Genomic DNA, 21,215 nt, shown 5'->3' on the forward strand with positions numbered 1-21,215 from the left:
GAAACCACCGCCAGCCTTCTTCAATGGACGGGCAATGCCATCGACCTCGTGGAACTTATCTACGGCATAGACGTGATGGGCTACATCAACAACGGCAATATGCCGCTCAAACAGCTCGCCCCACTTCTCTATAAGATATTCGGGGTTGATTCTAAAGACTGCTACCGCTTCTACACTGATATCAAACGCCGGAAGAACGAAAGCCGCACCTATTTCATTGACAGGATGCAGGAAAAACTGAACGAGAGAATGTTGCGTGATGAGGAGTTGGAGCGGATGAGAAAATAAAAAAATATCCATTACATATGAGAAGACAGGAATACTCGTATCCTGTCTTTTTATTTTCATTTAATTATATATTAATTAGCACAATATATGTGAGTTTTTCATTCCTATAAGGACAAATTTCAGAAACGTATGTCTGGTAAATTATTGAGTCATCATAGTATGAACATATATCATTACTAAAAACAATGAAACAACTTCCATAAGATTGTGGTTGTAAAAATCGCCATTTAATAGCCCGTTTTTTTTGTAAAATTCGCCAATTAAAAAAATATGATTATCTTTGCATTATATTTTATAAGGTATGGAAACAGTAAATAGAATACTTCAAGAGAAGATTACAGCACGAATCGCGCCCAATAAAGCAGTACTGATTTTTGGTGCTCGCCGTGTTGGTAAAACGGTAATGATGCGTAAAATTGTGGACAACTATTCAGGTAGGACGATGATGCTCAACGGCGAAGACTACGACACATTAGCACTATTGGAGAATCGCTCAATAGCCAATTATCGGCATTTATTGGATGGTATTGATTTGCTGGCTATTGATGAGGCACAGAACATACCACAAATCGGTAGTATTCTGAAGTTGATAGTTGATGAAATACCGGGAATAAGTGTCTTGGCAAGTGGTTCTTCGTCATTCGATTTGCTGAATAAGACTGGTGAACCGTTGGTCGGCCGCAGTACGCAATTTCTCCTTACACCATTCTCGCAACGGGAAATCGCACAGACGGAAACGGCACTTGAAACCCGCCAGAACCTCGAAGCGCGCTTGATTTACGGTTCCTATCCCGAAGTAGTAATGATGGAGAACTATGAACGTAAAACAGACTACCTACGTGATATTGTCGGTGCATACCTGCTTAAAGATATCTTAGCAATTGACGGCTTAAAAAATTCGAGCAAGATGCGCGATCTACTGCGATTGATAGCTTTTCAGTTGGGCAGCGAAGTTTCTTACGAAGAGTTAGGTAAACAACTCGGCATGAGCAAGACGACCGTTGAAAAATACCTCGACCTATTGGAAAAGGTCTTCGTTATCTATCGTCTGGGGGCTTATTCGCGTAACCTACGCAAGGAGGTTACAAAAGCTGGCAAGTGGTACTTCTACGACAACGGCATTCGCAATGCCATTATCGGGGCTTTCTCACCGCTGGCCATTCGGCAGGATGTCGGTGCGCTGTGGGAGAACTACATCATCGGAGAGCGGCGCAAAGCGAACTTCAATGAGGGACTGCACAGGGAGTTCTATTTCTGGCGCACCTACGACAAACAGGAAATCGACCTGATTGAGGAGAGTGCCGACAGTCTTACCGCCTTGGAGTTCAAGTGGGGAAATAAAATGCCGGCCGCACCGAAAGCCTTCCAAGAAGCCTATCCCTATGCCGAGTTTCATGTGGTAAATCGGGAGAATTATTTGGAGTTCGTATAATCAATAAATTACGTATATGGAAACAAAACTACAATCCAAACAGCAATATCCGCGGTTTATCCAAAATAAACCGTGTGGTATTGACAAATTCGATGGAGGTTCGCAAGAAAGGTTGGCAAAAACTATTGCTCGCCATTTTTGTCAGAATGATTCATTGGATGAGGAATGTACTTTACCTCGAATTATCGGCATCGAAGGTATTTGGGGATCTGGAAAATCCAACGTGGTTAAAATGTTGGAACGTGAATTATCAGACGACTATTACTTTTTTGAGTATGACGCATGGGGACATCAAGAGGACTTGCAACGCCGCTCTATATTGGAATTGCTTACAAGCAAACTTATTGATGATGGTATCCTATCTGGAAATGCAACAATAAAAGTCAAAGGTGGAGGTACGAAAACCGTATCATGGTCTGAAAAGCTGAAATATTTATTAGCCCGTAAAACGGAGACCGTAACCGAAAAATATCCCCTTATCAGTAATGGTATGGTTGCGGCATTTTTGGTTGCAGTTTTAACTCCGATATTTACATTTATTGCGTATGCAGTAAAACCTACACCCACAACATGGTGGTTTTCTTTATTGTCTATTATCATAGCTGCACTGCCAGTTCTTATTGCATTGTGCGTTTGGAAATGGGCATATAGCAAAGATCATAAATATGGATGGAGTTATATGTTAGCTATTTATCAAGATAAAGTCGAAAAGGACGTTTGCTATGAGACTTTGAGCGAAGACGAACCAACGGTTTACGAGTTCAAAACATGGATGCAAGACATTTCTGATTTTATCAAGGAAAAAGGACAACGTAAATTAGTCCTTGTTTTTGACAACATGGATCGTCTCCCCGCTGAAAAAGTAAAAGAATTATGGTCTTCTATCCATACGTTCTTCGCCGATAGCGGTTTTGAAAATGTTTGGGCTGTTATTCCTTTCGATGAAACACATTTAGCTTGTGCATTCGGAGATGAGACCGACGAACAAACGAAACAACTGACCAAGTATTTTATCAATAAAACTTTCCCTATTGTTTATCGTGTTGCTCCTCCTGTTATTACCGACTATCGAAGTATATTCAACAAACTGTTTGTTGAAGCATTTGGAGAAACAGAAAATGAAGCGAAAGAAACTATAAATCGGATATTCAGATTGGTAAATCCTAATGCCAATGTTAGGGAAATTATATCATATATCAATGAGATGGTCGCTCTTAAACAAGAGTGGTGTAACGAAATTTTGATGATAAACATAGCATTGTTCTGTTTGAAGAAGACGGATATTCTGGCAAATCCAGTAGAACAAATATTGTCCGGCGACTATCTGAATGGCATTCAAACAATAATTAACAATGATCTGCAAACACAACGCGAAATTGCAGCTTTGGTATATGGTGTCGATGTTGAAGATGCTCGACAAATTCCATTGAAAAAATATATTGAAGGCTGCATCAACGGAGAAGAAGACCACGACATAAATCAATATGCAGAGACTAATAAACAATTTGACACTGTATTAGAAGAAGTTATACAATGTATGGACAATGCGCTTATCGATAAGATTATACATTGTTTGCATAAATTAACTCGAAAGAGCGATGTTATTCTGCGTGTATGGCAAAGAATAGCACAATTGAAATTAAAAGAATCCATAGAGAAGCAGGTGTTCCCTGTCGAATACCAAGAACTGCTGTTGCATTTAGACACGGAAAGCCAAAACCATGTGATTGCTCAATTATATAAGAAGATAGTTCGGTTCAATGACTTCAATGGCGGCGACTATTTCAAAACGTTAGATGCAATAGACAGGTTTATTGCGCAAAATAAGTTGGCGTGCGATTTTACGTCATTGATTGAAGCAAAAACAGTCAAGCCAAATACATTTATCGATTATATTCAAGCTGCAAATGCAACAGATGCTGCCTATCGGGATAACGCGACAACTAAAGCATATAAATATTATCAAGTAGCAACAAATTCGGAGGCGCTCGATAATTATTTGGCAAACTTACTACCCGATAATTTCGACCATGCAGATATTGTAAAAACGTTAAAAGATAATTCTACCTATACGTTTCCAACGCTTTTGCAAGCGATCACGAATTGCATTGATGAACAGAATGTAAATAAAGATAATATAGGGGCTATATTTACAACCTATCGTTTATTGGCATCTGACGAAGAAAGACCTTTACCTGTAACGTTAGATTCAACCTACATAAATCAGTTGCATTCTGAATTAGAAACTGATGGCCGAAACATTAAAGAGTCTGGATATTACGATTTAGTCGCCATGCAATTGGCACATGGTCATTCCGTTTCCTTAATAGAGGGTGGAGATATAAAATATGTTGCAGAACTCATGGACTATTATGTGGATCATGGAGACTTATTAGTAAATAGTGTGGGATGGAATATACCGCTATTAAATGAAACACTACAATACATGGTAAATCATAAACTTGGCTATAAATTATTGCTCTCAGACATATTGCCCCAATTTGAAGATATTAAGAACAGAATAGGTGTAACGGATGAGGTATTTATCGAGCATTTAGCAGAGTGGAATACCGATTTGGATAAGTATATCACTAAGAACAATATTAAAGATGTAATTCCTGACGCATCTTTTTACGATTTGACCACTAAAATAAGCAATGTCCTGACCGATCATATCAATAAAATAGCGTTCGAAGCGTTGTCTGAAATAAGTGTTGATACATTATACGCCCAAAGAACAGCACATACATCATATTATTGGTTTGTCGCAATAAAACATTTACTGGCTAAAATCAAATCCTTGCCAGATAACTTGACTGAATTTGGCAAAAAGATTCTGATGGATATTGCTTCTGGAACTCAAAGTTTGAATCCTTTCCCTAATTGTTTCAAGAATATAGTTGAAAGATTGGATAAACGAAAAATTAAATCGACAGTTACCGATATAAGAAATGATTTCTGCATCGGTAAAAAGACTATCAATGCAATAAAGTTTCAATTTTTCGAAACATGGCTTAGATCGCATGGTAATTTGAAAAGTCAAGCTGGAGACGTTATTGATAAAATAGTGAAACCTGTAATTTCCGATGGGGCATGCCGTTCATTGATTCTGCAAAACAAAGATTTTTATATGGATTTAATAAATACAGCAGGGGATGATGCTTATGAATTGAAAAAGAGTCTCCGAAACCTCATACAAAAAGATTCAGATCCGCAATTGGTTAAATTTGTCAATTCGATAGATTCAGTACCTGAGGTTGAAACCGCGTAAGTATTTGTCTAACAAGTCCGAATTTTACGATTTTACCCGTCAGAACTGAAGTGCCCCCCAAAAAAATTGTATCCAACTTTTGGGGGTCACTTCAAACTTCGATAGGGATAATTTTCAATTTTGGGGACTTGTTAGACAGTCTCATTATCTGGTAGCAGTTTACACAGCACCGGATCGTTTTTGATACGCTCCAGTTCCTCCTGCACAATCTGCTTCACCTCTTCCTTGATGCGCCGGTAGTTCGCCTGCACCGTTTCCTTCATGCGGTCGTTGCCGTCCTCGTCCGTGAAGTTTGTAATGACGGGAATTTTCTTGTAGGCACTTTCTTCCCGTTTCACCTTTTCGGCATCCACCACAATCTCGCAATGAAAAATCTTCTGCTCGATACGCTCGTTGAAGTTGTCGGATACAGAACCGACAAACATTCCCTGCGTAAGCCCGGAAATCTTACTCGGTGGAATGAGCGCGTCCATCTGCGTGTTGATGGAGGTGGAAACATCCTGCCGGTTGATGGAGATGGACTGCCGTTTCTGCAACACCTTACCGAACCGCTCGGAGAGCGTCTTGGCTGTTTCCCCCACCACCTGACCGGAGAAAATATTGCCGACAGTGTTCATCACCACTTTCGCCTCTTTGTCCCCGTAGTCACGCACTAACTGGCTGAAATCCTGAAAGCCCAGACACACGGCAACCTTGTTGCTTCGGGCGGTAGCTATAAGATTGTCCAACCCTTTGAAGTATATTGTGGGCAACTCGTCGATGATGACCGATGACTTCAGCATCCCCTTCTTGTTGATGAGCTTCACGATACGGGAATTATACAGACCGAGTGCCGCACCGTAGATATTCTGACGGTCGGGATTGTTACCCACGCAGAGGATTTTCGGCTCTTCGGGATTGTTGATGTCCAGCGTAAACTCGCTGTCTGACATCACCCAGTAGAGCTGCGGTGAAATCATCCTCGAAAGCGGGATTTTTGCCGACGCTATCTGACCCATGAGCTGCTCCGCAGCCCCTCCAAGCCACGCATCCATGAACGGCGAAAGGTAGTTCTCCAGCTCCGGATAAGAGGTCAGTATCGGAAATATATCCTCGTAACGGCGGTTCAGAAACTCGATAGCATGGGGAAACGTGCAAAACTTCCCGTTCTGATAGATTTTGAGATACCAGATAATACTGGCAAACAGAATGATAGGTGACTCCACGAAGAAGTCGCCCTGCTTTTGCACCCACGTTTTATTGAGGTTGAGCATTATTGTGTAGGCACTCTCATAGGCATCCGTAATATCTTCCATAAAATCCGGGTGAATGGGATTGCACCGATGAGAGCGTCGCGGGTCGTCGAAGTTGATCACATAGAACTTCGGCTTTACCTTGTAGCCGTCCGGGTGGTTCAGCAAATGGTTGTAGGCAATAGTAGATAGGTCGGGATACTTGAAATCGTAGATGTATTGACTAAAGCCCTTTTCAATCTGTTGCTTGATAAAATTGTTTACCACGGCATAGGACTTGCCGCTGCCCGGCGTACCCAACACGATGGACGCACGGAAGGGATTAACTACATTGATCCAACCGTTGTTCCAGCGTTTCCTGTAATAGAAACGTGTCGGCAGATTGACCGAATACTCGCTTTCGATAAGCCTCGTTTCCTGCATGAAACTCTCGTTCTCGTTGTTGAAAACATCCTCCATCAAATTGTGTTTCAACAGGCGGCTCATCCACAGACCACCCATCAACAGGCAGACATAGCCCGTTCCAATGGTAAGGACATACAGTCCCGTCACCGCTTCAAGCGGCAGCGGCAGGGGCAGCAACCACCAGTTCAGGAAAAACAGCACGAACCCGACGGCAAATGCTGTCCAGATTCTCCCCCAAGTGATTTTCTCACCCTTGACACCCTTCGTACCCAGACAGGACAAGGCAAGCAAAAGGACGGAAAACAGCTTCGTGTAGAGAATGGAATGGAACAGCCCCGCCGTGCGGTCGAAGTTCAGAAGGATTTTGTCCACCACGCCGATGTTCACGCCCCACAGCCGGATGGCTTCGTAGCAGAACCAGTACACGTTCATGACCACTAAAATGATACTCACGGCACGCAGAAAATCCATGATTTTCGCCAATGCCCTCAAATCGTCTTCTTGTTGTGACATACATTGATTTTTTAATTGTTGATACTCTGATTACATACCCAAGCCCTTGCGTTTTTTCTTCTTTTTGCGCTTCATCGCCCGGATGAAAGCCTCTTCCTCGGCATCTACCGCCGGACCTTCGGGAGTGAGCAAGCCCATACCGCCCGATATATCTTCACTGTCGTAGGCGGTCTGCCCGTGTGCCTTGTCCGCAGCATCCACAGGGATGGATAGCGGTATCGGCGGTTGTCCGGCGTATGGCAGGGTGAAGTGTTCCTGCAAGGCATTCGCCGAAAGCTCCTTACCCATGCGCGAACCGTTCAGCACGCATCCCGTGCGGTGGTCGATGAAGGTAGCCCCATAGATGCGCCCTTCCTCTGTGTAGCGCAGTACGGTGTCGATGCCCTTCTCTTTGAGTTGGGATACAAATTTGTCCTTGTCATAAGTGCCTTGCAGCACGGAAAGGACGGTGCGTTTCGTCATGTCTGCCAGTTTCCTATCCTTGATTTCCGATTTGGAACGGACAAACTTCTTCTGTACGGCTTCATAGCCTGCGGACTTCCCGAAAAGCGAGGATTTGAACGGGTTGCCCACCTTGTTACCCTTGTCGTCCGTGACGGAATAGACCAGCCCGTGATACTCCCGTCCGCGCACGTTGCCCCTCGCTTCCTCCACCGTCATATTATATAAGGAAAGGAGCGCACGGTATTCGCCCATCGTCTGGAAACGGTACTGCCCATTCAGAGCCTTCACGGTGTTGCCTACCTGCTTCTTCACATCACCTGCCGATGCGGCCACCTTGCGCAACGGATTATCCAATCTCTGATTTTTACGTTCTGCCGGATGCAATCCGTACTTCTGTTCCAGTTCCCTGCGGATACGGTCGCTGCGGCGGTAGAGAAAATCCCGGTTGAGCCTTTTCCCGTTCTCGTCCACGTTGACCGTCACGATGTGCAGGTGGTGGCGGTCGATGTCCTCGTGCTTGAATACAAGATAAGGCTGGTTTCCGAAACCGAGTTTTTCCAGATACTCGCGGGCGATATTCTGCAACTCAATATCGGTCAGCACATCCTCCGGGTGCGGGTTGAGAGAGATATGCACCACCGGCTTCTCGATCTTCATCTGCGGTGGCAGGAAGGTGAGAAAACCCTCCATCGCCTTGCCTATGTCCACCGTTCCCGAACCGTCATTGTAGATGCGGTTGGTGGTGAGAAGCCGCCCCTGCGCCTCGTTAATCTTCTCCCCGTTGTAGGCAATCGCGCCGTACAACGAACTTCCTACACTGATTTTTGCGACCATTTTGCCTCCATTTCCCTTGAAAGTTCCACAATCCGGCGGCTCAGTTTCACGAGTTCGACGGTGTGTTGCTCTAATTTGTAGAGCAACGCCATCGCCTTTTTCTCTGAAAAATGCAGCCTCAGTTCCTTCACGACTTGGTTGTAATTCGTACCCACGGCACGGAATTGTGCATGAAAATCCGACAGTTTGGTGTAATAGTCCACCAACGTCTTGTCCACCTTCAGCACCTTGAACGGTTGCCCGAAGAAGTGCGCTTTGAGGAAAACAGACCGTGCATAGACACCCGATTTTCCGAACATGGCGAGGAAACGGTTGTGTTCCTCCTCGTTGAAACGGACGGTGTACCGGTACACCGCCGGATCAAGTTTGGGATTTCTCCCTGATTTGCTTTTCCTTTTCTCTTTCATATTACTTTGGATTTAGCGGATTGACGGCATAAGCCGCCGCTTCGGATTACAGCACCGCAGTTCTGAAAGGCTTCCCGACTTCGGAGGGAAAGCCCGCCCCCTGCAAGGGCAAGTGCTTTTCGTGGCTGCTCAAAATATTTTGAGCGGCTGAAAAGACATCTTGCTATGTTCAGGTGAACATAAAAATCCGTCAGGGGACGGATTGGGAAAATACCTTTCAGGACTCCGGGCCGCGCGTCATCGGCGAACCCTGCTGTCCGGGTGCAAAGTTACGCCCTTAAAGCGGTATCGGACAGATGCTTGACCCGGTCAATGACTGCCAACCGGCGCAACGTGCCGCCACTTGCCGGAGAAGTGATACAGGTTCCAAAATATACTTGTTTATTTGCAGCATGATTCAAGAAACGAACGATTTGAAGATATGATAAACGGAACATTCAAATACCCGGAAATCCGCTTCTTCGGATACTTGCCGAAACGGATACCCGAACCGTCGGAAACCCGGTTCTCCGACAATTCGGTGACGTATGGATTCAATGACTTCATGACGCAATGTCGTCAATCACCATTTGTCCGACGCACCGCTTCACCACAGAACCGGATACGCGACGACCCGCCTGCGTGTGTAGTCACGGAAGCGGATGGTGCGACAGCCAAATCCGTATGGAAACAGAAAAACAAATCATCAACAATTAAAATAAATGGAACTATGAGTAAGGAAATCTTCGTTGCATTCGCAACACAGAAAGGTGGCATCGGCAAATCCACTGTCACGGCACTTGCCGCCAGCTACCTGCACAACGTGAAAGGCTACAATGTCGCCGTCGTGGACTGCGACGACCCGCAGCACAGCATCCACGGGCTGCGCGAACACGAAATGGGGCTTATCGACAGCAGCACCTACTTCAAGGCTCTCGCTTGCGACCATTTCCGCCGGATCAAAAAGAACGCCTACACCATCGTCAAAAGCAATGCGGTGAACGCCCTCGACGATGCCGAGAGGATGATTGCCACTGAGGACGTGAAACCCGACGTGGTGTTCTTCGACATGCCCGGCACACTCCGAAGCAACGGCGTGATAAAGACGCTCTCGCAGATGGACTACATTTTCACTCCGCTGAGTGCCGACCGCTTTGTCGTGGAGAGTACCCTGAAATTCGTCACGATGTTCCGCGACAGGCTGATGACTACCGGACAGGCGAAAACAAAGGGGCTGCATCTGTTCTGGACGATGGTGGACGGCAGGGAGAGGAACGACTTGTACGGCATCTACGAGGAAGTGATAGCCGAAATGGGCTTTCCGGTACTTTCCACCCGCTTGCCCGACAGCAAGAAGTTCCGCCGTGACCTTTCGGAAGAGCGCAAGAGCGTTTTCCGCTCCACCATCTTCCCGATGGACACGGCACTGCTGAAAGGGAGTGGCATCCGGGAGTTTTCCGAAGAGATAAGCGACATCATCAGACCGCAGTGAGCATGGGCAGCAGGAAAGTGAACACGGAAGGCATCGACGAGGAACTGCTGTTAGCCTCCATCGGGCGGCGCACACAGGACGGGACACTGCGCCCCGCACAGGAAGTACCCGCAGCTGCACCGACCGAAGAGGACACCGCCGCACCGGAACCATCTCCTGTGCAACCCGTAACACGGGAAAAAGCGCAGAGGGAAAGTGGACGCCGGAAAAGGCAGGACGAGGACTACAACGAGCTATTCCTGCGCCGCAACGAGATAAAGACCCGCCAATGTGTCTATATCAGCCGTGACGTCCACGGCAAGATCCTCAGAATCGTGAACGACATCGCCGGAGGGGAAATCTCAGTAGGCGGATATGTGGATACCGTGCTGCGCCAGCATCTGGAACAGCACAAGGAGAGAATCAACGAACTGTACAAGAAACAACGTGAAGATCTGATTTGAAAATGGAAAAAGAAATGACACCGAATGAAAAAAGACCACAGCAAGACTGCGGAGGTATGTTTACCCAAGTGCAGGCGAGTGTGGAAATACTGTCGCCTGTCCCGGTAAGCGGCAAATGCAGTGAGAAGGACTATGAACGCCTGTTCATCCGCGACCCGGAAGTAAAGGCACGTGAGGGGAAGATGGCGTATGTGCGCCCGGAGTACCACGAGCGTATCATGCGTATCACCCGTGTAATCGGGCATGACCGGCTTACGCTGTCCGCTTACATCGACCATGTGCTGACGCACCACTTCAACCAGTGCGAAGATGCGATAAAGAGCCTTTATGCCCGAAATTACAATTCAGTATTCTAACCAAAAACGGAAGGATATGAATTACACAATCAGCATGACAGACATTCTGCTGGCGGTATCGGTCGGCTGCAACCTCTGGTTCCTGTTCCTGCTCCTTTACGAGCGCATCATGGACACGCGGATTGTCCGCTTCTTCAAGGGCATTGTCGGATTATGGCGGTCACTGGACGGGAATGAGGCTAAACGCATAGCGGCACACGAGGAAGTCCCTGCGGAAAAGGCGGACATCATCGGCAAGAGCCGTTTCAGGATGGCATCCACCCGGACAACCGCTGCCATACCGACGCAAGAAGCCGCCACTATTGAAAAAGGCATTGAGCTGTCGGAGGAAGAGGCTACTTTTGACGACGGAAAAACGGGAAACGCATCCCGCCCGGCACAAGTCCCGGAGGAAAAACTCGATGAGACCTTCACGAGCATACCGCCGGAGGAACTGGGATACGGGGACGACGAACCGGAAGAGGACGCCTCGGACACGCCACGGGCTTCGGGCAGCAGCTTTGACGAGATTGACGACGCCTGCAAGACCGCCAAAAACCCGGACGCGACACAGGCGGAACGTGAAAAGGCGGCTAAGGTGTTCACCGACATGGAGGGCACGGAGTTGTACGAGAAAATGATGGAAGGCTCTTCGGAGATAGGCATCCGCATCAAGGGGCTTATCGAGATTCGGCTGAAGAAATCTGAAAAGGAGTTCGTCGTGCCGGACAACATCGAGGAGTTCGACATTCGCAACTATGTATGACAACAATAAAAGAAATGAACATGAAAGAATGACATCAACCCACGCGGCGAGGAAACGCAAGGCGCATCCCCATCCGCAACGGACACGCCCACGTCCGTGGAAACAAACGGGCATCCACTAAAACCAAAGTAAAGAAACAAAGTATCAACCGCCCGACAAAGGACCATCCACCCTTTTGACGGCAAAAAACAAGAACAGTTTATGAACAAGAACATCTTGAAAAACAGAAAAGCAATCCTCTCCGCGGCACTTGTCATCGCCGCAACCGCCTCCGCTTTCGCGCAGGGAAACGGCATCGCGGGCATCAACGAAGCCACCTCTATGGTGAGTTCTTATTTCGACCCCGGAACTAAACTGATATACGCCATCGGTGCAGTCGTCGGGCTTATCGGGGGCGTAAAAGTGTACGGCAAGTTTTCATCGGGCGACCCCGACACCAGCAAGACAGCCGCCTCGTGGTTCGGCGCGTGCATCTTCCTGATTGTTGCCGCCACCATCCTGCGCTCATTCTTCCTTTAATAAATAATGTATGGCTGAATACCCAATCAACAAGGGTATCGGCCGTCCGGTAGAGTTCAAGGGCTTGAAGGCACAGTACCTCTTCATCTTCTGCGGAGGTCTGCTGGCTCTCTTCGTCCTGTTCGTCATCCTCTACATGGTCGGTATCGACCAGTGGATATGTATCGGCTTCGGCGCGGCATCGTCCTCCCTCCTTGTATGGCAGACCTTCGCGCTGAACGCCCGGTACGGTGAACACGGGCTGATGAAATTAGGAGCGGCACGGAGCCATCCCCGATACCTTATCAACCGGCGGCGGATAACCCGTCTGTTCAAACGACAACGAAAGGAAGAAAGACAATGAGGAATACATCGAAAATGACAACACTGGAAAACAGGTTCCCACTTTTAGCGGTGGAGCATGGCTGCATCATCTCAAAGGACGCCGACATCACGGTGGCTTTCGAGGTGGAACTACCGGAACTTTACACCGTGACGGGTGCGGAGTACGAGGCGATACACAGTTGCTGGTGCAAGGCTATCAAGGTGCTGCCGGACTACTCCGTCGTCCACAAACAGGACTGGTTCATCAAGGAACGCTACAAACCGGAGCTTCAGAAGGACGACATGAGCTTTTTAAGCCGCTCTTTCGAGCGTCACTTCAACGAGCGTCCGTACCTGAAACACACCTGCTACCTCTACCTGACCAAGACAACAAAGGAGCGTAACCGGATGCAGAGCAATTTCAGCACGCTGTGCCGGGGACATATCATCCCGAAGGAGCTGGACAGGGAAACCACGACCAAGTTCTTGGAAGCCTGCGAACAGTTCGAGCGCATCATGAACGACAGCGGGCTTGTCAGGCTGCGCCGCCTCTCCACCGATGAGATTGTGGGTACTGAGGGAAAGACGGGACTTATTGAACGCTACTTCTCGCTCATGCCGGAAGGTGACACCACCTTGCAGGACATCGAGCTTTCGGCAAGGGAGATGCGCATCGGCGACAACCGCCTGTGTCTGCACACCCTCTCCGACGCGGAAGACCTGCCGGGCAAGGTGGCTACCGACACCCGTTACGAGAAGCTCTCCACCGACCGGAGTGACTGCCGACTGTCATTCGCCTCCCCGGTGGGGCTTCTGCTCTCCTGCAACCATATCTACAACCAGTATGTGCTGATAGACAACAGTGAGGAAACCTTGCAGAAGTTCGAGAAGTCCGCCCGTAACATGCAGTCGCTATCTCGCTATTCAAGGAGCAACAGCATCAACCGCGAGTGGATAGACCAATACCTGAACGAAGCCCATTCCTACGGACTGACCTCGGTACGGGCACACTTCAACGTCATGGCGTGGAGCGACGATGCGGAGGAACTGAAGCATATCAAGAACGACGTGGGCAGCCAGTTGGCAAGCATGGAATGCGTGCCGCGCCACAACACCATCGACTGCCCGACACTCTACTGGGCGGCGATACCCGGCAATGCGGCGGACTTCCCGGCGGAAGAGAGTTTCCACACCTTCATCGAACAGGCGGTGTGCCTGTTCACAGAGGAAACCAACTACCGCAGCTCGCTCTCGCCCTTCGGCATCAAGATGGTGGACAGGCTCACGGGAAAACCGCTGCACCTTGACATCTCCGACCTGCCCATGAAGCGAGGTATCACGACCAACCGTAATAATACCCTATATTTTTGCCGTTTTTATATTGTTTGAATTTATATATAAATAGCTGATATTTAGAGATTGTTAGGAAAATGATTTGGCTTTTGATTTGCTATTTTTTCCGATAATCTCTATTTTTGTATGCAAATCGTATGTACAAAATAGACATATAACAATAAACAAGGCAGCCTATGTTCAAGTATTCAAAAGATGGCATATCCGTACTGTCGGTACTGGATGCACGCAGGGCGAAGAAAAGCGGTCTGTTCCCTGTCAAGATACAAGTGATACACAACCGCAAGCAGAAATATTATTCCACCGGAAAGGAATTGTCCAAAGAGGACTGGGAAATCCTTGCCGAAAGCAAGAGCCGCAGACTGATTGAGATACGGGCAAGCGTGGAAAACAGTTTCTCCATCATAAAAAGCCAAGTGGAAGCCCTTGCGGAACGTGGGGACTTCTGTTTCGATGCGCTCAGCATGAGGTTGGGCAGATGTACTGGTACAACCCTTAACACAGCCATACAGGGGAAAATAGACGCATTCAAACTCAACGGGCAGGTAAATTCCTATTATAACTATCGCAGCACGTTGAAAAGCATAGAACGGTTCGCAGGCGGCAGCGTGCCGTTCTCTGCGGTTTCTGCGGACTGGCTGTCACGCCTTGACAAGTTCCTGCGGAACGAGGGCAAGACCGTCACCACCATAAATTTCTATATGAAAGCCCTTAAATGTGTGGTGAATGACGCAAGGCGCAACGGGATTTTGAAAGAAGCCCAATACCCGTTCGGCAGGGGAAAGTACGAGATTCCGAGCGGCAACAGCCGAAAGTTAGCCTTGACGATGGAACAGATAAAAAAAGTCGTGACATACAAGGGCAGCAAGACCGTTGAAAAGTACCGGGACTTTTGGTTTTTCTCCTACCTGTGCAACGGAATCAATTTCAGGGATATGCTTTTCTTGCGGTATGGGAACATCGTGGACGGTGAAATCTGCTTTGTACGCTCCAAGACATCGCACACGTCCAACCATATACGGGAAATAAGGGCGGTGCTCACTCCCGAAATGCGGGATATTATAAAACGGTGGGGAAACCCGGACGAAGGGAATCCCGATACTTTCCTTTTCAAGTATGCCAAAGACACGGAGGACGAATTTGTCATTTCCAATATTGTCAGACGGGTAACGCACCGTTGCAACATCGCTTTGGCTAAAATAGCCCAAGCTGTCGGTGTCCCCCGTTTCACGACCTATTCCGCCCGGCATTCCTATGCGACTGTCTTAAAACGTAGCGGAACGAACATCGCTTACATATCCGAGAGTTTGGGGCATTCAAGCCTTGCCATCACGGAGAACTACCTCGCCAGTTTCGAGCAGGAGGAGCGGATAAGGAATGCGCAGTTATTAACCAAATTCGATTGAGCCATGCCGAACAAGAAAACCAAGACGGTGAAGATTAGACACCTTGAATGTTTCAGTGCCATTTACGGGGAACTGGCGCAGAATCCCGAATATGCAGGCTACGAAATAGAAGAAGCCGTACTGCAAGTAAAATCATATATTCCCCCCGCCGTCAAAGACGTGGACAAGGCGATAGAGAAAATAAGGTTCAGCCATGCCACCCGTAAATACAAGTACCCCGTATTCGAGGGCAGGGAACTGATAGACCAAAAGACATTGGCGAAAATGGCGGGCGTGAGCAGGCAGACCGTAGCCCGGTGGGAGGAACTCGGTTTCATATCCCGTTCGGACATAGGGCTGTCGGGAAGCAAATATTTCGTAATAAAAGAAGTCGTTTCCCAACTTGAAAGGTTAAAGGATGTAAAATAGCGGCATTCGCATAATCACTTAACATACATAGGACAAACGGTGTGTTGGAAGGACAAAAATCGCCAATACATCGTTTGTCCCTTTTTTATCCCGTTCCAATCTTGCCGGATGTCCTGCATTGTCCCAAGTTGTCCGGTCTGTGTCAAGTGATTAGTAATTGAATAATCGGTTTCTTTTATTCTTCCTTTGCGGCATCAACCGGTTGCAACGGCTATGACGGTAGCCAAGTAATAACTAAAAAAGGAAGAAAATATGACAAACATTATTTTGACAACGCCCGAAGAACTCCGGGCTATCGTGAGCGAAACCGTTTCCCAGTCATTGGCTGGATTCACCCAGCCGAGGAACGAACCCGACAACCTCACGCCCGATGTGGCGGTAGAGGTGCTGGAACGACACGGTTTTCTGATTTCAAAGGCACGGCTCTACAAGCTGACCGCCAAAAAGGAAGTGCCGTTCCGCAAATACGGGAACAAATTGCTTTTCTCACGGAAAGAGCTTCTCACGTGGGCGGAAAACCTTGCAAAAAGGGTAAACGACAAGGACGAGGCGGCACTCGCCATCGCCAAGAGCGCAAACCGGAAAATCCGTAATTATGGAAAATAAGAGGAAAGAAGAAGCCGGGCAGGATGTCACCATGCAGAAAGAGGATTTCGCAGCCCTTTGGAAAACCATTCATCTGAAAGTGACGGACACTTATGAAGTGCCGCCCGAAATACTTTGGGTGAACGGCTCTACCATTGGCACGCTGGGTAATTTCAGCGCATCCACGGGTAAAGCCAAGAGCAAAAAGACATTCAACATCTCCGCTATCGTTGCGGCAGCGTTGAAGAATGACGAGGTACTGAAGTATTCGGCATGCCTGCCACCGAACAAACGGAAAATCCTCTATGTAGATACCGAGCAGAGCAAATACCATTGCCATAAGGTAATGGAGCGTATTTTGCGGCTTGCAGGACTGCCTACCGACAAGGACAGGGAGGATTTTGTTTTCATCGTGCTAAGGGAGCAGACACCCGACAAGCGGAAGCAGATTATCGGCTATATGCTGGAAAATATGCCCGATGTGGGGTTGCTCATCATTGACGGAATCCGTGATTTGATGTACGACATCAACAGCCCCAGCGAATCGACAGACCTAATCAACCTCTTAATGCGCTGGTCAAGCGGATATAACCTGCATATCCATACCGTACTGCATTTGAACAAGGGGGATGACAACACAAGGGGGCATATCGGTACGGAGTTGAACAACAAGGCTGAAACCGTCCTGCAAATCACGAAAAGCCAGCAGGACGGTAACATAAGCGAGGTAAAGGCGATGCACATACGTGACCGGGAGTTTGACCCGTTCGCATTCCGTATCAACGACAGCGCATTGCCGGAAGCTGTGGACGGTTATGTATTCAAGCAGCCCAGCCAAGACAGGGGCTTTCCACTGGCAGAACTGACGGAGCAACAGCACAGGACGGCTTTGGAAAACGGTTTTGGCAAACAGGTTATATATGGTTACGAGAATGTCCTAAAGACCTTGAAACAAGGCTATGCAAGTATCGGCTACGAGCGTGGGCGCAATATCCATGTGGAACTGAACAAGTTCCTTGTGAACAAGCGCATGATTGTGAAAGAGGGTAAGGGTTACCGCTATAATCCCGATTTCCATTATTAAAAGTCAGTTTGGTTTAGTCCGGGTGTATATATAAGAGGAACGGACTTACTATTTCCCTGTATCGGAACAAGCAGGTTTAGTATGGTACGGGTATATATATAACGAACTAAACAGGACTGGCGCATTTTTCAACTATTTTTTAATCCCCAAAAAAGAAAATGTTATGAACATCGAAGATGTAAAACAAATACCCATCGCAGACTATCTGCATAGTTTAGGTTACTCTCCTGTCAAGCAGCAGGGTAACGGCTTATGGTACAAATCACCGTTAAGGGAGGAACACGAACCGTCTTTCAAGGTGAACACTGACCGCAACCTTTGGTATGACTTTGGCGCAGGCAAGGGCGGCAACATCATCGCACTGGCAAAGGAACTCTATTGTTCCGACAGCTTGCCATACCTTTTAAACCGGATAGCGGAACAGACACCGCACATCCGTCCGGTCAGTTTTTCTTTTCCCCAGCGTAGGAAAGAACCGAGTTTCCAGCATTTGGAAGTCCGTGACCTTACCCATCCGGCATTGCTCCGTTACTTGCAGGGACGGGGTATCAATATCGAACTGGCAAAAAGAGAATGTAAGGAACTCCATTTTACCAATAACGGCAGACCGTTCTTCGCTATCGGTTTCCCGAACATGACAGGAGGTTATGAGGTGCGCAACTCTTTTTTCAAAGGCTGCATCGCCCCGAAAGACATCACCCATATACGGCAGCAGGGAGAGCCGAGAGAGAAATGTCTGGTGTTCGAGGGTTTCATGGACTACCTCTCTTTCCTTACGCTCCGCATGAGGAACTGTCCGACCATGCCCGACCTTGACAGGCAGGATTATGTCATTCTTAACTCTACCGCCAATGTGTCGAAAGCCCTTGACGTGATGTCCCCGTATGAACGCATCCACTGTATGCTTGACAATGACAAGGCTGGATATGAAGCGACACGGGATATCGAGTTGGAATACTCCTACCGTGTACGTGACTTCTCACACAATTACAGGGGATATTCGGACTTGAACGATTACCTGTGCGGCAGGAAGCAGGAACGGAAAAACGCAGCCAGCCAAGTGCAGGAAACGAAGCAGGAAACCGGACAACGTGCCGCCCCAAGACAAAAGAGAGGCAGGGGCATTTAATCCGGCAGGACTACCAACGGCTGGCGGTTTATTTGGAGAGCAAGGTTATGTTTCGGTATACCGAAACCATCTTGCTTTGCTCACCGCAAAGGAAATCGCTCCCGTTGGTCGCAATTTCTAATATACCACCTAAAAGTAAAAAGACATGAAGAAGATACAGGACAAGCCGGGCGGTCGTCCGGCAAAAAAACGGACGGACAAGCAGAAAAAAGTAGTCAGTACGAAACTGACCGAGTTGCAGTATTACGCCATCAGAAAGCGAGCCGGGGAAGCCGGGTTACGTATCAGTGAGTATGTCCGGCAGGCGGTTGTTTCGGCAGAGGTCATCCCCCGGCTGAACAGGCAGGATGCGGACACCATCCGCAAGCTGGCAGGGGAAGCCAACAACATCAATCAGTTGGCGCACCGGGCGAATGCCGGAGGTTTCGCACTGGTTGCGGTGGAACTTTTGAAGCTCAAAGATAGGATTGTTGAAATCATAAACCATTTGTCGGATGATTGGAAAAATAAAAAAGGGAAGCGGTTTTAAGGGCTGTGTGAACTATGTGCTTGGCAAGGAGCAGGCGGTTTTGCTTCATGCGGACGGGGTTCTGACGGAAAGCCGGAGCGATATAATCCGCAGCTTCTGTATGCAGACCGGGATGAATCCCGACTTGAAAAAGCCGGTAGGACATATTGCGTTAAGCTATTCGGCAGTGGATGCACCTAAATTGACGGACGGGAAGATGATACAGCTTGCGCAGGAGTATATGCGTGAAATGAAAATCACCGATACGCAGTATATCATCGTGCGCCACCAAGACCGGGAACATCCACATGTGCATATCGTGTTCAACCGCATAGACAACAACGGCAAGAGCATTTCGGACAGGAACGACATGTACCGTAACGAACAGGTATGCAAGAAGCTGAAAGCCAAACACGGGCTTTATTTCGCCAAGGGGAAAGAGCAGGTGAAGCAGCACCGATTGAAAGAGCCGGACAAGTCGAAATACGAGATTTACACGGCTGTGAAGAATGAAATCGGCAAATCCCGTAACTGGCAGCAGTTACAGCAGCGGTTAGCGGAAATGGGTATTGCTATCCAGTTCAAGTATAAGGGACAGACAAGCGAGATACAGGGCATATCCATTTCCAAAGGCGAATACACGTTCAAGGGTTCGGAGATAGACCGCAGTTTCAGTTTTTCCAAACTGGATAAATGTTTCGGGGATGCAGGAATGAATGTTGCCGAAAGCCAACGGCAAACAACTTTCGCACCCGTTCGGGAGCAGGCACCTGCACCGAGCAAGGCTGACAGCCCGTTGATAACAGGTTCACTCGGTCTGTTTTCCGCTTCTTCTCCCCCAGTGGATGAAGAACCTAATTTTAATTTGAGAAAGAAGAAGAAAAAGAAAAAACAACTTAAATTGTAAAGACATGGAAGACAATTTGATTTTAGAGGGGCTTCTCTCTATGGTTACGGAACTGAAAGAGAAGCTGGAAGCACAGGTAACGCCAGCCAGCCGGGAGGAAACTCTCGAACGGCTGGGAACAATCGAACAAGCGTTGTCGGAACTGCACAGTAATTCGGCTGTTCCCGAAGAAAAGTTGCAGGTTATTCAAAGCCAACTTGACGACATAAGGAGCAGGATGCAAGGTCAGCAGAAGAACATAGAGGACACCAAGAAAATAACATTGGAAACCTACCGTTGTTTCAAGGTGATGATTGATACTTTGGGCTCTTGCAGGACGGATAAAGAGGAAGCTACGCCCTTACCGTTCTATCAACGGATTTACAACAAGGTCGCTTCTTGGATTCGTCCGGAATTGTTTGTTTTTTCGGCAGTGCTGGTTGTCTGTTCCGTTTCCATATTCTTGAATGTCCGTTTGGCTGAACGTATGCAGCAGTTGCAGGACAACGATATGAAATACCGCTATTTGCTGATGCAAGGACAGGCAGACGGGGAAGTCTTTGATATACTGGAAACCAAATTCAATTGGCAGAGGGATAACGGTTTTATCCAAAGTCTAACCGATTCTGTGATAGATTTTGAGTATCGCAGCAGGAAGCAGGCGGAAGCGTTGGAGCGTGCAAGGCTACTCAATGAACAAGCCGAGCTGTTGAGAAAGGAAGCCGATAAACTAGGTAAGCCATAAGTGGAGTAAAGCCGGAGTGATGAATCATGTTTATCGCCCGGCTTTTCAAATTCATTTATTTTTCTTCGGACAGCATGTCGTTAGGTATTCAGAAGAATAATTTATAACAAAGTATGCCCAATAAAAATAATCCTAAAAGGCATATTGCAAAAATTATATATGCCTTGAATAGATAAATTTGGTCTGACTGTTCTTTTGCTATGGTATTTTTACGGATTTCCTCTATCGTTTCAATGGAAATGTTGGATAAATTAATATTTTTTCCCTTGTTTACGAGGTATTTATGATGTTCTTTCATCCTTTCTTTATTCAATTTGCGAAGCTCACGGTTCTCTTTGTCCCGTTGTAGCATATCATTTATACAGCCTAATGTTCCCATTTTTTAGTTTAAATTTAATGCTGAATTCAACTTGCAAATGCAACAGAATTCTGATTAATAATTTGTTTA

General features: G+C 47.4%; 21 protein-coding genes and 1 pseudogene. 18 read left to right on the plus strand and 4 right to left on the minus strand.

The features are described from left to right. The 3 genes from DXD78_RS20395 to DXD78_RS20405 all read left to right on the plus strand — a co-directional run. Positions 1-288 (plus strand): RteC domain-containing protein (locus DXD78_RS20395; protein WP_199607956.1); only part of this gene is annotated, 288 nt, incomplete at its 5' end. A gap of 301 nt (positions 289-589) precedes the next feature. Next, on the plus strand, positions 590-1,720 hold the full coding sequence (locus tag DXD78_RS20400; protein ID WP_004291480.1) for an ATP-binding protein: 1,131 nt from the start codon (positions 590-592) through the stop codon (positions 1,718-1,720). A 16-nt stretch (positions 1,721-1,736) separates the two neighbouring features. After that, positions 1,737-4,991 (plus strand): P-loop NTPase fold protein, encoded by a 3,255-nt coding sequence (locus tag DXD78_RS20405; protein WP_004291481.1) that lies wholly within the window; start codon positions 1,737-1,739, stop codon positions 4,989-4,991. A gap of 131 nt (positions 4,992-5,122) precedes the next feature. Here DXD78_RS20405 and mobC read toward each other — a convergent pair whose 3' ends face one another. The 3 genes from mobC to mobA are packed head-to-tail and all read right to left on the minus strand — an operon-like array spanning position 5,123 to position 8,826. Then, on the minus strand, positions 5,123-7,141 hold the full coding sequence (gene mobC / locus DXD78_RS20410) for a conjugal transfer protein MobC (protein WP_004291482.1): 2,019 nt from the start codon (positions 7,139-7,141) through the stop codon (positions 5,123-5,125). 30 nt (positions 7,142-7,171) lie between these two features. Next, positions 7,172-8,419 (minus strand): conjugal transfer protein MobB, encoded by a 1,248-nt coding sequence (mobB, locus tag DXD78_RS20415; RefSeq protein WP_004291483.1) that lies wholly within the window; start codon positions 8,417-8,419, stop codon positions 7,172-7,174. Next, positions 8,398-8,826: a conjugal transfer protein MobA gene (gene mobA, locus DXD78_RS20420; RefSeq protein ID WP_004291488.1), complete on the minus strand. Its 429-nt coding sequence runs from the start codon at positions 8,824-8,826 to the stop codon at positions 8,398-8,400. The genes mobB and mobA overlap by 22 nt, the downstream gene beginning before the upstream one ends. 421 nt (positions 8,827-9,247) lie before the next feature. Here mobA and DXD78_RS20435 point away from each other — a divergent pair, with 421 nt between their 5' ends. The 15 genes and pseudogenes from DXD78_RS20435 (at position 9,248) to DXD78_RS20505 (ending at position 20,767) form a co-directional block, all read left to right on the plus strand. Continuing rightward, on the plus strand, positions 9,248-10,297 hold the full coding sequence (locus DXD78_RS20435; RefSeq protein WP_004291492.1) for a ParA family protein: 1,050 nt from the start codon (positions 9,248-9,250) through the stop codon (positions 10,295-10,297). A 2-nt stretch (positions 10,298-10,299) separates the two neighbouring features. Then, the gene (locus DXD78_RS20440) at positions 10,300-10,740 is read left to right on the plus strand and encodes a DUF3408 domain-containing protein (RefSeq protein WP_004291503.1); all 441 of its coding nucleotides are present in this window, start codon (positions 10,300-10,302) and stop codon (positions 10,738-10,740) included. Between the two features lie 2 nt (positions 10,741-10,742). Next, complete coding sequence (locus DXD78_RS20445; protein WP_004291505.1) at positions 10,743-11,096, plus strand: DUF3408 domain-containing protein; 354 nt, start codon at positions 10,743-10,745, stop codon at positions 11,094-11,096. A gap of 16 nt (positions 11,097-11,112) precedes the next feature. Then, entirely contained in the window at positions 11,113-11,841 is a 729-nt protein-coding gene (locus DXD78_RS20450; protein WP_004304280.1) for a hypothetical protein, read from the plus strand. 201 nt (positions 11,842-12,042) lie between these two features. After that, on the plus strand, positions 12,043-12,360 hold the full coding sequence (locus tag DXD78_RS20455) for a DUF4134 domain-containing protein (RefSeq protein WP_002560983.1): 318 nt from the start codon (positions 12,043-12,045) through the stop codon (positions 12,358-12,360). A gap of 10 nt (positions 12,361-12,370) precedes the next feature. Further along, positions 12,371-12,703 carry a DUF4133 domain-containing protein gene (locus DXD78_RS20460; protein ID WP_004291514.1) on the plus strand — a complete coding sequence of 111 codons (333 nt, stop codon included), beginning with the start codon at positions 12,371-12,373 and terminating at the stop codon, positions 12,701-12,703. Then, positions 12,700-14,016 (plus strand): annotated as a pseudogene (locus DXD78_RS20465) (TraG family conjugative transposon ATPase); the annotation flags it as partial. The gene DXD78_RS20460 and the pseudogene DXD78_RS20465, both read left to right, overlap by 4 nt. A gap of 176 nt (positions 14,017-14,192) precedes the next feature. Continuing rightward, positions 14,193-15,422, plus strand: coding sequence for a site-specific integrase (locus DXD78_RS20470; RefSeq protein WP_005856073.1), 1,230 nt, complete (start codon positions 14,193-14,195; stop codon positions 15,420-15,422). A gap of 3 nt (positions 15,423-15,425) precedes the next feature. Next, entirely contained in the window at positions 15,426-15,830 is a 405-nt protein-coding gene (locus DXD78_RS20475) for a helix-turn-helix domain-containing protein (protein WP_005856072.1), read from the plus strand. 252 nt (positions 15,831-16,082) lie between these two features. Then, positions 16,083-16,436 carry a helix-turn-helix domain-containing protein gene (locus tag DXD78_RS20480; RefSeq protein WP_005856071.1) on the plus strand — a complete coding sequence of 118 codons (354 nt, stop codon included), beginning with the start codon at positions 16,083-16,085 and terminating at the stop codon, positions 16,434-16,436. Beyond that, complete coding sequence (locus tag DXD78_RS20485; protein WP_005856070.1) at positions 16,426-17,499, plus strand: AAA family ATPase; 1,074 nt, start codon at positions 16,426-16,428, stop codon at positions 17,497-17,499. The genes DXD78_RS20480 and DXD78_RS20485 overlap by 11 nt, the downstream gene beginning before the upstream one ends. Positions 17,500-17,662: 163 nt before the next feature. Beyond that, positions 17,663-18,628, plus strand: a complete 966-nt coding sequence (locus tag DXD78_RS20490; RefSeq protein ID WP_007665528.1) for a toprim domain-containing protein — start codon at positions 17,663-17,665, stop codon at positions 18,626-18,628. A 145-nt stretch (positions 18,629-18,773) separates the two neighbouring features. Beyond that, a complete protein-coding gene (locus tag DXD78_RS20495) occupies positions 18,774-19,157 on the plus strand; it encodes a MobC family plasmid mobilization relaxosome protein (RefSeq protein WP_005856059.1) in 384 nt (127 codons plus the stop codon). Further along, a complete protein-coding gene (locus DXD78_RS20500) occupies positions 19,123-20,043 on the plus strand; it encodes a relaxase/mobilization nuclease domain-containing protein (RefSeq protein WP_005856057.1) in 921 nt (306 codons plus the stop codon). Before DXD78_RS20495 ends, DXD78_RS20500 begins: the two co-directional genes overlap by 35 nt. Positions 20,044-20,047: 4 nt before the next feature. After that, positions 20,048-20,767 carry a hypothetical protein gene (locus tag DXD78_RS20505; protein WP_005856055.1) on the plus strand — a complete coding sequence of 240 codons (720 nt, stop codon included), beginning with the start codon at positions 20,048-20,050 and terminating at the stop codon, positions 20,765-20,767. 88 nt (positions 20,768-20,855) lie between these two features. Here DXD78_RS20505 and DXD78_RS20510 read toward each other — a convergent pair whose 3' ends face one another. After that, complete coding sequence (locus DXD78_RS20510; RefSeq protein ID WP_005856047.1) at positions 20,856-21,146, minus strand: hypothetical protein; 291 nt, start codon at positions 21,144-21,146, stop codon at positions 20,856-20,858. Positions 21,147-21,215: the final 69 nt, after the last annotated feature.

Origin of the sequence: Bacteroides sp. D20 (assembly GCF_003436255.1) — a bacterium.
In the GTDB taxonomy this organism is placed as follows: Bacteria; Bacteroidota; Bacteroidia; order Bacteroidales; family Bacteroidaceae; genus Bacteroides; species Bacteroides uniformis.